The organism is Pseudopedobacter sp., assembly GCF_040392825.1.
Lineage (GTDB): Bacteria > Bacteroidota > Bacteroidia > Sphingobacteriales > Sphingobacteriaceae > Pseudopedobacter.
Genome location: NZ_JBEBVH010000119.1, coordinates 1 through 11,440, shown reverse-complemented (window position 1 = coordinate 11,440; position 11,440 = coordinate 1). Strand labels below are relative to the sequence as shown.

Here is an 11,440-nt window from a genome sequence, read left to right as displayed (position 1 = left end):
CAGAAATAATCTCTACAACAGGGAAGAAAATAGAATAATACCAGTTAGAACGGATGTGAGCATCCCGATGTTCGGCATTTATTTTTTTGAATTTATCAAATTCCTGATCCTCTCTTGCAAAATATTGTATAATGCTGATTCCGCTGATATGTTCCTGTAAAAATGTATTCAGTTTAGCCACCTGTGTTCTTACATCCTGGAAAGCAGATTTTATAGCTTCTTTAAAAATGTAAGTAGCAATAATCAGCAAAGGCATAGGAAGTAGTACAATTAATGTAAGCCGCCAGTCTATATAAAACATGAAGCCAATAACAGCAATTAACTGAAGAATATCACCTATAATAACAATCAGGCCTTCAGAAAAAATATCGGCAATAGTTTCCAGGTCAGATACCGTTCTGGTGATTAACTGCCCAATAGGAGTTTTGTCGAAATATTTTAATCGAAGTTTGGTGATGTGGTTGAAGACATCTTTTCTCAAATCTTTAATAACCGACTGCCCAAGAGAGTTAGTTAAAAAGGTATGGTAGTACTGTACAACGGTCTGAACAATTAAAGTGACTACAAGAATGACAGACATATTTACCAGGCCATTGTAATCACTGTAGACTACATAATCATCAATAATATGTTGTATCAGGAAGGGTCTAATCGGAGCCAGAGCTGCTATAGCCAAAGTTAAGATTACCGACCAAAAGAACATTTTTTTATAAGGTCTGGCATAAGCGAAAACACGCTTTAATAAGTTCCAGTCGTACGTTTTTCCAGAGGTATTGCTCATTTTAAATTTCTTCTATAGCTTCTGTAATATACGGATAGCAAACTTCAGTTAAAAATAATCCGCAAGCAGGAACTGATGCGCCTGCATTAGATCTTTTCTTACTCTCGATAACATTTTTAATGTGTTCTACCCCATGTTTTCCCTTTCCTATTTCTGTTAAAGTACCAACAATGGCTCTCACCATATTCCTTAAAAACCTGTTTGCAGTAATATGAAATACTATTCCATCATTCCTCACTTCCCATTCGGCCCGGCTCACCATACAAATATTGGTGAAATTAGCAGCGTTAGCTTTGCAGAATGCTCCAAAATCTTCGTAATCCAATAGGTAAGATGCAGCAATATTCATGGCCTCTACATTTAGAGATTCTTTATGCAGCCAGCTTGTATAAGTCTTAAACGGATTTTTATTGAAATGGATATGATACTCGTAAGATCTTCTGATAGCATCAAACCTGGCATGAGCATCATCATGAACCTTGTGTAAATGCTTAACCGCGATGTCATACGGCAACAGCGAATTAATGCCTTTTAGAAACCTGATTTCCTGATTTTCTGAGAATGCTTTATTAATATCAAAATGGGCGTAAAATTGTGTGGCATGTACACCTGTGTCTGTTCTTCCACAACCTAAAGACTCTATTTTCTCACCAAAAAAAGTAGATAAAGCATAATCCAGTTTTTCCTGCACAGTAACAGCATTGGGTTGATATTGCCAGCCATGGTAATGAAGCCCATGGTAGCTAATCTCTATAAAAAATCTCTGTTTTTCTGACACACTGCAAATTTAATTTTAATTGAATGACTTGAGCATATTTTAAAAGTCATAAGATATATTTTTTATTAAGTTTGTTTATAGATGGCAATGAAAAAAAGTAAACATGTATGTAATATAAGTAACTGCTTTATGTGCCGGCATGTGGCAGAAGACTGGAGAAAGTTGATAGCAATATCTGCAACGCAGATTTTATTGAAAAAGGGTGAACAGTTTATAAAAGAAGGCGAACCCATGGCAGGTGTCTATTTTGTAAATAAGGGAACGGTAAAAGTCCATAAATCATGGCAGGAAAAAGAGCTTATAGTTCGTTTTGCAAGTAATGGAGCCATAGTAGGGCACAGAGGAATTTATACCGATTACAACAACGAAAATGTTTATCCGATTTCTGCTACAGCAATAGAACCTGCAGAAGTATGTTTTGTTGATCTGTCTTTTTTTATGTCTACGCTGCGTGTAAATTCGGGGTTTACCTTCGAGTTAATGATGTTTTTTGCTGAAGAACTGAGACAGTCTGAACAAAAGATGAGAAACCTGGTGCATATGACAGTAAAAAGCAGATTGGCTCTGGCCTTGTTTAAATTAGAAGACCAGTTTGGGATTTCGGATGATGGGGCTATTGCCATAAATTTAAGTAAACAGGATTTAGCTTCTTTTATAGGAACAACCTATGAAACTTTGTTTAGAATGATTACCGAACTGGTAAATCAGGATCTGATAGAAGTGAGTGGTAAAAAGACAATAATTAAAAATCGGGACGGTTTAAAACAGGTTATCGAAACTTGTTAAACTTTAGGAATTTCAACCGAGTGGAGAAAATACACTGGTAGGTAAGGGAAAATGATTCTCATCCGGCTCAGTCGAAAAATCCCGATTATTAAGAAGCGTTAAAATTTATATCCGATACCTATCCCTGCTTTCCAGTTTCCATTTTGTGTGCTTGTTTTAGCATTGTAAAAAAATGGTATTTGCAGAGCCAGATGTTTGTACAAAGCTGTTGCTCCAAAACCAAGCGTGGGGGTTACTGTTGTATTTTGACTGGCAGTGCTTTTGTCTTCTTTTATCCGTAATGAGGGTAGTAATCCTGCCATTAAAGAAAAAGGTTTTTTTGATAGTTTGACAGCCGGTCCTGTACAATTTATATACATGCTTTTATCTGTATATCCTGTAACGATAATCCCTTCAAAAAGAGAACTTTTTACAGCTGTAGATTGAGCTAAAGAACTAAATGTTGAACAAAGCAAAGCCATTCCGCTTAATGCGGTTAATCTGATGTAGTGAGTCATATGTCGAGTTTATAAGTTTGTAATTATTATATAGAAGGAGATGTTTTTTGAGATTTGTTGTAAGTGTAATAGATAGCCATACCGGTAAATAATAAGCCACCCACAATATTGCCCGCAGTTACAATTAGTTGATTATAAAGCCACCAGTCAGCGATACTTACATTTGCGCCAAACATAATTCCGGCAGGGATAACAAACATATTTACCACAGCATGTTCATATCCTAAAGCGAAGAAAATGAAAATAGGAATACCCGCTGCCAGTATTTTGCCTAAGGTAGATTTAGATGTCATAGACATAACAACTCCCATGCACACCATCCAGTTGCAAAGAATAGCCTTCACGAAAGCAGAAAATAAACCATGTGCTCCATTTTGGGCATAAGCAATTGTTTTTTTCTCACTTGCGCTAATAAGCATCTGCTCAATTACCTTACTGCTTTCAGACGAAGCTGCCCAAAAAAGAACTGCAAAAAGTACACTTCCTAAAAGATTGCCCATAAATACCCAGAATAAATTGCGGTACATGATTTTTGCGGAAATATGTTTTTCCATCCATGCTAAAGGAATTAAAGAGAAGCTGCCTGTAACCAATTCGAGTCCAAGGATAACAATAATTACAAAGCCAACAGGGAAAACAAACGCACCTACCAAGCTTAAGGTAGTCTGTGATGTAGCCATAAAAGCAAGCGTTACTGAGATAGCCAGTAAAGCTCCAGAAAGGCTTCCCCTGATTAAAAGATCTCTGATAGATAATTTTGATTTGTTAATAGCAGCAGTCATCATGGTGTCTGCTACTTCTTTTGGTGCAATATAGTCCATGTTTTTTTAGTTTATTAGTTCATTAGTTCATTGAGTTCATTAGTCTTTGTCCTTTAGTCTTTGTCCTTTATGCAACTCCTATATAAACTATTCCATTTTCAATTTTTACAGGATCGGTTTTGATATGTCCGCATTCTCCTCCGTTCAGGCATTCGCCTGTTGCTAACGAGAAATTTTTTTTGTGGAAAGGACAGGCAATTTTAGGTTCTCCGTCTAAAGACCCAATCATGCCTCTGCTTAACACCATCTGTTTTCTGTGTGGGCATTCGTTTTGGGTCGCATACCATTCATTCCGTCTGGTGAAATGAAATAACGCAATCTGGTTTTCACCATACTTTACGCAAACACCGCCATTTTCGGCTGCATCTTCCACTTTACAGGCTAAAAGCCAATTCATTTGTTCCATAATGATTCAAGTTAAAAGTTGATAATAAGTTAATTAGTCTCGGTAAGTTGCCAGTCCGCTGCCCGTTTTTGACCACGCATCTCGTCAAACTTAACCGTTGGATCTTTTTCTTCGGGAGCATTAACAAAATGGCTGAACTTCTTCCTGATATCAGGATCTTCAATAGCCGCTTTCCATTCGCATTTATAGGCGTTAACCAGTGCTTCCATTTCTATTTCCCATTGCTGGTTCATGCCTAAACTATCGTTAATAACTACATTTCTGAGATATTCTATACCGCCTTCCATTTTATTAAGCCAGGTAGCCGTACGGGTTAACGGATCAGCGGTTTTAATATAAAACATGAGGAACCTGTCTATATATTTAATACAGGTTTCGCTGTCAATATCAGTAGCTAGTAATAAAGCATGTTGCGGTTTGCTTCCCCCATTACCGCAAACATATAAGTTCCATCCTTTTTCTGTTGCTATGATTCCAAAGTCTTTACTTTGTGCCTCGGCACATTCCCGTATACATCCGCTAACAGCCGATTTGATTTTGTGCGGAGCTCTAAGTCCGCGATATCTTTCCTCTACCCTTACCGCAAAAGATACGCTATCGTGTAAGCCAAAACGGCACCAGGTACTTCCTACGCAGCTTTTTACAGTCCTTAGAGCCTTTCCATAGGCATGTCCGCTTTCGAAGCCAGCGGCAATAAGTTCTTCCCAAATGAATGGTAAGTCGCTTAAATGTGCACCAAAAAGGTCTATACGTTGTCCTCCGGTTATTTTTGTATATAACCCATATTTCTTTGCCACATTACCAATTACTATCAATTTATCCGGTGTAATTTCTCCTCCCGGAATTCTGGGAACTACAGAATAAGTTCCGCCTTTTTGGATGTTGGCCAGAAATCTGTCATTACTATCCTGGGCAGTGTCATTTCCTTTGGCTAAAATCATATCATTCCAAATACTGGCTAAAAGAGAAGAAACCAATGGTTTGCAGATTTCGCATCCGTCACCTTTTCCAACACTATCTAACACTTCGTTATAGCTTTTTAACCCATGTATTTTAACAAGATCAAATAATTCCTGTCTGCTGAAATTGAAATGTTCGCATACGACATTTCTGACATATTTCCCGTTCTGTTTTAAAGTGTAAGTAACCAGTTCTTTAACCATAGGAGTACAACCCCCGCAACCACTGCCTGCTTTAGTGCATTTTTTTACCTGATCTGTATTTTCACAACCTTGTTCTGTTACAGCGGTGCAGATGTTGCCTTTGGTAACGCCCTCGCAGCTGCAAATTAGTGCACTATCCGGTAAAGAAGCAATGCCTGATTGGTTGCTTTTACTATCACTCCTGTTTCCTAAGATCAGGTCTTCGGGTTGCGGAGGTAAGACAATTTTATTGTTAACTGTTTGCAGAAGCATGTTATATGAACTTGCTTCGCCAATCAATATACCTCCGATAAGGAATTTTCCATCGTTGCTGATGTTTAAGCGCTTGTATATGCCTTTATTAGAATCTTCAAATACAATGGTTTTGGCAAAAGGTTCGGAAATGAACGGATCTCCAAAGCTGGCAACATCTACACCTATTAGCTTTAGTTTTGTACTCATATCAAATCCGTTGAATAATTTGGTTCCGTTGCAAATATGGGTAGCTGCTACTTCTGCCATTTCATATCCGGGGGCGACTAACCCGTATACCATATTATCGAAAAGTGCACACTCACCAATAGCATATATATTCGGATCGGAAGTTTGCATATATTGATTTACCGAAATTCCTCCCCGTTCTCCGGTTTCCAGTCCGCAAGCTTTTGCAAGTTCGTCTCTCGGCCTTATCCCTGCAGATACAATTAAGATATCTGTTTGAAGCTCTGTTCCGTCTGTGAATTTTAATCCTGATATACGTTCTTTGCCCTCTACGCTGGCTGTGCTTTTATTAAGGTATACAGACAGGCCTAATTCTTTGAGTTTATTTTTTAGGATGTTGCTGCCTGTTAAATCTATTTGTTTAGGCATTAATCTGGGATTATACTCTATCACGGAAGTGTCCTGGATGTTAAGATCTTTGAGAGCCTTTGCAGCTTCCAGTCCTAATAAGCCGCCTCCCAGAATAGTACCTTTCTTAGCAGTTTTTGCATAATTCTGTATTAAATCTAAATCTTCTATTGTGCGATAAACAAAAACTCCCTCTTTGTCTATTCCGGGAATTTTAGGTACAAAAGCAGAAGACCCAGTTGCTATAACCAGATAATCGTAGGAAGTTGTATTGCCTTTTGAAGAATAAATAATTTTATTCTCTCTGTCTATTTTAATGATAGGGTCGTTTAAAAAAAGATCAATTTTATGGTCTTTATACCAGGGATTATTACATAAAGAAAGATCCTGAGCAGTCTTTCCATTGAGGTATTCACTCAAATGTACGCGGTCATACGCACTTCTTGGTTCTTCACCAAAGATAATAATGTTGAATTCGTTAGTTTTTTTTATAAGTTTTTCACAAAACTTATGTCCAACCATTCCATTTCCTATTATAATTATGTTTTTGTTGTTCATAATATTAATTTTTTGTGTCTTTTTATAAAAATATGATTTAAACAATGCTAATATATTATGTTTTTGTTATAAATTTCAAATTTTTATGACTAAAATTCATTTTTTATTTGATTTTTTAATAATAAAATGGTGTTTTTTATAAAAATATTAGTGATTTTTGTTGGTGTATTTTGAGTTTTTTATAAAAAATGAATATTTTATTATTTTTTAATGTGTTTTGTTTGGTTTTTTTTGTGTTTTTTTAAAAAAGTTATAAAAATTATGGATTTAATGGTAAAAAATAAGGTGATTCCGAAATTATGGTTGGTTGGTGCGGGTCCCGGCGATCCGGAATTAATAACAATGAAGGGATTTAATGTTTTAAAGAAGGCTTCTGTGGTTTTATATGATAATTTGGCGAATGAAAAATTGTTAAATATAGTTTCGGACTCTTGTTTAAGAATATATGTGGGTAAAAAACCTTACGGGAATTATGTTTCACAGGAAGAAATCAATCAAATGATTAAAAACTACGCATATAAATATAAAGAGGTTGTAAGGTTGAAGGGAGGGGACCCATTTATTTTTGGCAGAGGTTTTGAAGAAATGGTGTATGCCAGGGAAAATGGGATCGATGCAGAGTATGTTCCCGGTATTTCCAGTATGCAGGGCGCAGGAATAAATGGAATTCCATTGACACATAGGGGAGTTTGCGAAGGTTTTTGGGTGGTTACCGGAACAAAGACGGACAGATCTTTATCTCTTGATCTTAAATTAGCGATGAAAAGTAATGCGACTGTTGTGGTTTATATGGGAATGAAAAAGTTAGATGAGATTTCAGAGGTTTATATTTCCGGAGGAAAAGGAAATATTCCGGCTGCGATTATTCAACATGCTACCCTGAAAAATCAAAAGATGGTGATAGGAGAGGTCAGGAATTTGAAAGTAATGGCTGACCAAAAGATGTTAACCTATCCGGCAATTATTGTTATTGGTAAAACAGTGGGTTTAAACTCTGTAGTTGTATAGTAAAGGTCTGTGTTTTCAATAATAGCAGATGTTGAATGAATATTGAAATTATTGGTATTGAATAATAATGTGCATTATTGTTCAGGCAAAGTTAAAAATTCTATTTTTGTAATTATGATACAAAGAATACAATCTATTTATCTTTTCTTAGCCTCTTTGGCTTTGTTTTTACTATTTGTTTTTCCCTTGGCGAATGTATTTGACGTTACGGGAGCAAAGCGCATAAAAATCACCGGCATTTATGAAATTGCTGAAAATGGGTTAATACAAAAAGAAAGTTTTATTCTGTTAACTATTGTAACGGTTATTCTGGCTATTATTCCTTTGATACTTATATTCCTTTATAAAAACAGAAAGAAGCAGATGATACTCGTTTATGTCACTGTTATACTAGTTCTGCTGTATAGCTACTGGCTTTCCACTATTCTGAAAAATTCAACAGCATTAACACTGCAGGTTAGCGATTATGGGATTGGAATAGGATTGTCTTCTATAGCGGTCCTTTTTTTAATCTTAGCTGCAAGGGGAATTAGAAGTGATGAAAGGTTAATTAAATCTGCCGATAGATTACGATAACTAACGAAAAAGATAATAAAGAGAGCTGGTTCCATCAGGACCAGCTTTATTTTTGACCCCTCTTTTGTCTCTTTTATTTAAGAAATAGTTGTTTCTTTTACAATCAGAACCGGTTCGGGAAGCATGTCGTCTTTTTCCAATTCTTCTTTAACGGGGCAGTATCCCGAAGTTCCTCTTCCAATAAGACCACAGGCAAGAGCTAAAGATGTTGCCGCAATAATAGGATGCGAGAAAATATTCTTAATTCCTTTCAAAGCAAAATAAGAACCTGTAGCAATAGATAATACTCTTTCGGTTTTACTCAGATTGGTATAATGGGTTTCTTTAATCCCAACCTCTTCTAAAAGCTGTTTTGTGCTTCTCATTACGTTTTTCATAGTTTTTCTTTTTAATGTAATAAGAGAAATGCAATAATTATGCCTTTACTTGTTGATATTTATTTTCTTTATGGTTATATTTAAGGTTTGTTTTGAAAAATTATAAACCATAAAAAAATGAAAAAACTTCTATTTATTCTATTTTTTGCTTTTAAAGGTGTGACTGTTGAATGTATGGCTCAATTATTAGAAATTGATTTTGATGATTCTAAGTCAATTGAAAGCTATGTTTCATCTAATCCTGATGTGAATCAATTGTCGGCTATAGACAAGTCTAATAAAGAACGAGGGAGGATTACCGTGGAATCGAATATGTTGAAATTTACCAGAGAAACCCAAGAGACTGTTTCAATTAGCTTTTCACGAACAAAGGCTTTCTCTGGTTCTCCAAAAATTTTAATTATCGAATTTGATATTCAGGTTTCGGGAAATTCTGCGAAGGAGACATCTGCGGCAATGTTTCAAATAGGCGATAGTTTCACCACATCAAATTCTAGTAACGGAAATGTTCATTCACGTTTTAGTGTTAATTTTTCTGATACTCCAGGAGAATTTTCTCTTAAAGATTCGAAACGAGGCGGAGCATCAGGAAGCCCTTTGTCAGGCAAAAAAAGAATTAAATTTATTGTAAATAATTTAGGTAGTACTTACTCTTATGATATTGAAGGAAGAAATCATCAGCTTGAGTCGGCAAAGTGGGATTTGTTTATAGACGGCGAAGCTTATTTACTTGGAAAAGAATCTACTGATCCATTTGCACAATTAGAACATATTAAATTTTTTTTTGACGGGGGAATAGGTTCAATTTCTATAGGGAATATACTAGTTCATGTTCCAACTATACTGCCAGTTCAATTAGAGTACTTTAATGTGTCACATCGAAATAATCTAGTTAACCTTTCATGGAAAACTTCTTATGAAAGCAAAGTAAAAGCTTTTGAGATACATAAATCTTCAAATGGAAAAGACTTCGAAAAAATTACATCTTTAAAAAGCAGAGGTAAAAGTGCTTATTCTTACAAGGACGAATATCCCACTAACGGAACAAGCTATTACAAATTACTTCAGGTGGATGAGAATGGAAATACAGAGGAACTATCGGTTAAATCCCTAAACGTAAATGGCGACATAGATTTTATGGTTTATGCCACTTCAGATGGTTTGATTGTTAATTATGAAGGGCAAAGAGATGGAATTGCAACACTGATATTAAGCAAAATAAACGGACAAAAAATTTTAGACCGGAAAATTGCTTTTAGCGAAGGTGTCAATAAACTTTACCTGGGCGCAATTCTTAACGAGGGGATTTATTTAGTAAATGCAGATTTTGATGGCGATAAATATGTGAAAAAACTCGCCTTAAAATAGAGCAGGCTGTATATTCTTAAAATATTATTAGAATAAGACCCGAAATATAAGCTTAAATAGCTTTTAAGAATAGTATTGAGTTTTAACATAGTTTTCTGATTTTAAAAGTAAGAGAGAAATTGTTCTGCTTCGCTTCGGGACTTCTTCGGAAATGGAAGGTATTTCTCGAAGAAGTCCCGAAGCGATCTCGAAGAAATGTTGAAAGTACTTCGCAGAATACTGCAAATACTTGTAAATAGTAGCAAGCCCTGTTATCTCTGTTTTGAAGGTATTAATTTGGCTGAAATAAATACTTTCAAAAGCCAGGATCTTAACAGCTTATTTTGCTATTTCATTGTAAATCAAATAAAAATTTGTTTTTTAGCATTAAAGTCCGTATGTTTGCGCCCTATTTTGGCGATGTTGCCAAAATCTTATAAATATTCATGAACCCATTCAATGAACTGGGGATCCGTCATGATATTGTTAATGCGATAACTGAGTTAGGATTTACAAATCCAACTCCAATCCAGGAAAGTGCCATTCCAGTCTTGTTATCAGGCAGCAACGATTTTGTCGGATTAGCCCAAACCGGAACAGGGAAAACGGCCGCATTTGGTCTTCCTTTGTTAGAGCTGATAGACAACACAAAAAATCACCCACAAGCATTAATTTTATGCCCAACACGTGAATTGTGTTTACAGATCAGTAATGATTTAAAGAATTTCTCTAAAAATTTAAAAAATGTTAATGTAGTAGCCGTTTACGGTGGTGCAAACATTGTTAACCAATTAAGAGAAATTAAACGAGGTGTACAGATAGTAGTGGCTACACCAGGTCGTATGTTAGATATTATCAATAGAAAAGCTATTGATTTCTCTAATGTAAATTACGTTGTTTTAGATGAAGCCGATGAAATGTTAAACATGGGTTTCCAGGATGATATTAACGATATCTTATCTACAACACCAGATACTAAAAAAACATGGTTATTCTCTGCAACAATGCCTAAAGAGGTAAGAAGAATTGCAGAAAACTACATGACCAACCCTCACGAGTTAACCGTAGGAAAACAAAATAGTGGAAATGCCAATATTGAGCATGAATACTATATTGTTAAAGCCCGTGATAAATACGCAGCATTTAAGCGTATTGTAGACTTTAACCCAGACATTTTTGGTATTGTTTTTTGCCGTACCAAGATAGAAACGCAAGAAATTGCTGAAGCTTTGGTTAAAGATGGCTACAATGCAGATTCATTACATGGTGACTTGTCGCAACAGCAACGTGATAAGGTAATGAAACGTTACCGTGAAAAGAACTTGCAGCTTTTAATTGCTACAGACGTTGCAGCAAGAGGTATTGACGTTAATAACGTTACACACGTAATTAACTATTCTTTGCCAGATGAAATTGAAAATTATACGCATAGAAGTGGTAGAACTGCAAGGGCAGGAAGAACAGGTGTTTCCATAGCGATTATCAATTCCAGAGAGATTCACAAAATCCGTCAG

At 35.8% G+C, this 11,440-nt stretch carries 12 protein-coding genes; 5 read left to right on the top strand and 7 right to left on the bottom strand.

Going from position 1 to position 11,440, the window contains the following annotated elements:
* The coding region (locus ABWO41_RS09935; RefSeq protein WP_353137230.1) for an ABC transporter ATP-binding protein at nucleotides 1–781 on the bottom strand (781 nt) is incomplete at its 3' end.
* Between the two features lies 1 nt (nucleotide 782).
* Nucleotides 783–1,559 (bottom strand): tRNA pseudouridine(38-40) synthase TruA, encoded by a 777-nt coding sequence (truA, locus tag ABWO41_RS09930; RefSeq protein WP_353137228.1) that lies wholly within the window; start codon nucleotides 1,557–1,559, stop codon nucleotides 783–785.
* Nucleotides 1,560–1,646: 87 nt separating this feature from the next.
* Here truA and ABWO41_RS09925 point away from each other — a divergent pair, with 87 nt between their 5' ends.
* Nucleotides 1,647–2,345: a Crp/Fnr family transcriptional regulator gene (locus tag ABWO41_RS09925; protein ID WP_353137226.1), complete on the top strand. Its 699-nt coding sequence runs from the start codon at nucleotides 1,647–1,649 to the stop codon at nucleotides 2,343–2,345.
* 98 nt (nucleotides 2,346–2,443) lie between these two features.
* On the opposite strand, the gene ABWO41_RS09920 is transcribed toward ABWO41_RS09925, so the two are convergent.
* The 4 genes from ABWO41_RS09920 to nirB form a co-directional block, all read right to left on the bottom strand.
* A complete protein-coding gene (locus ABWO41_RS09920) occupies nucleotides 2,444–2,842 on the bottom strand; it encodes a hypothetical protein (protein ID WP_353137224.1) in 399 nt (132 codons plus the stop codon).
* Between the two features lie 26 nt (nucleotides 2,843–2,868).
* Entirely contained in the window at nucleotides 2,869–3,663 is a 795-nt protein-coding gene (locus ABWO41_RS09915; protein ID WP_353137222.1) for a formate/nitrite transporter family protein, read from the bottom strand.
* A 67-nt stretch (nucleotides 3,664–3,730) separates the two neighbouring features.
* A complete protein-coding gene (gene nirD, locus ABWO41_RS09910) occupies nucleotides 3,731–4,069 on the bottom strand; it encodes a nitrite reductase small subunit NirD (RefSeq protein ID WP_353137220.1) in 339 nt (112 codons plus the stop codon).
* 29 nt (nucleotides 4,070–4,098) lie between these two features.
* Nucleotides 4,099–6,618 (bottom strand): nitrite reductase large subunit NirB, encoded by a 2,520-nt coding sequence (nirB, locus tag ABWO41_RS09905; protein ID WP_353137218.1) that lies wholly within the window; start codon nucleotides 6,616–6,618, stop codon nucleotides 4,099–4,101.
* 261 nt (nucleotides 6,619–6,879) lie between these two features.
* Here nirB and cobA point away from each other — a divergent pair, with 261 nt between their 5' ends.
* Both cobA and ABWO41_RS09895 read left to right on the top strand, forming a co-directional pair.
* Entirely contained in the window at nucleotides 6,880–7,626 is a 747-nt protein-coding gene (gene cobA, locus ABWO41_RS09900) for a uroporphyrinogen-III C-methyltransferase (protein ID WP_353137216.1), read from the top strand.
* A gap of 114 nt (nucleotides 7,627–7,740) precedes the next feature.
* Nucleotides 7,741–8,202: a DUF4293 domain-containing protein gene (locus ABWO41_RS09895; RefSeq protein WP_353137214.1), complete on the top strand. Its 462-nt coding sequence runs from the start codon at nucleotides 7,741–7,743 to the stop codon at nucleotides 8,200–8,202.
* A gap of 77 nt (nucleotides 8,203–8,279) precedes the next feature.
* Here the strand turns inward: ABWO41_RS09895 and ABWO41_RS09890 are convergent, their stop codons facing one another.
* A complete protein-coding gene (locus ABWO41_RS09890) occupies nucleotides 8,280–8,579 on the bottom strand; it encodes a hypothetical protein (protein ID WP_353137212.1) in 300 nt (99 codons plus the stop codon).
* A gap of 117 nt (nucleotides 8,580–8,696) precedes the next feature.
* On the opposite strand from ABWO41_RS09890, the gene ABWO41_RS09885 reads away from it, so the two are divergent.
* Nucleotides 8,697–9,947 carry a hypothetical protein gene (locus ABWO41_RS09885; protein ID WP_353137210.1) on the top strand — a complete coding sequence of 417 codons (1,251 nt, stop codon included), beginning with the start codon at nucleotides 8,697–8,699 and terminating at the stop codon, nucleotides 9,945–9,947.
* A gap of 425 nt (nucleotides 9,948–10,372) precedes the next feature.
* Nucleotides 10,373–11,440: DEAD/DEAH box helicase (locus tag ABWO41_RS09880; protein WP_353137208.1), on the top strand; the 1,068-nt coding region annotated here is incomplete at its 3' end.

What these genes read in the sequence shown, in the direction of transcription:
- ABWO41_RS09925 (WP_353137226.1), top strand. Translation starts at nt 1,647, where the DNA reads ATGAAAAAAAGTAAACATGTATGTAATATAAGTAACTGCTTTATGTGC.
- ABWO41_RS09920 (WP_353137224.1), bottom strand. Translation starts at nt 2,842, where the DNA reads ATGACTCACTACATCAGATTAACCGCATTAAGCGGAATGGCTTTGCTT.
- ABWO41_RS09915 (WP_353137222.1), bottom strand. Translation starts at nt 3,663, where the DNA reads ATGGACTATATTGCACCAAAAGAAGTAGCAGACACCATGATGACTGCT.
- nirD (WP_353137220.1), bottom strand. Translation starts at nt 4,069, where the DNA reads ATGGAACAAATGAATTGGCTTTTAGCCTGTAAAGTGGAAGATGCAGCC.
- nirB (WP_353137218.1), bottom strand. Translation starts at nt 6,618, where the DNA reads ATGAACAACAAAAACATAATTATAATAGGAAATGGAATGGTTGGACAT.
- cobA (WP_353137216.1), top strand. Translation starts at nt 6,880, where the DNA reads ATGGATTTAATGGTAAAAAATAAGGTGATTCCGAAATTATGGTTGGTT.
- ABWO41_RS09895 (WP_353137214.1), top strand. Translation starts at nt 7,741, where the DNA reads ATGATACAAAGAATACAATCTATTTATCTTTTCTTAGCCTCTTTGGCT.
- ABWO41_RS09890 (WP_353137212.1), bottom strand. Translation starts at nt 8,579, where the DNA reads ATGAAAAACGTAATGAGAAGCACAAAACAGCTTTTAGAAGAGGTTGGG.
- ABWO41_RS09885 (WP_353137210.1), top strand. Translation starts at nt 8,697, where the DNA reads ATGAAAAAACTTCTATTTATTCTATTTTTTGCTTTTAAAGGTGTGACT.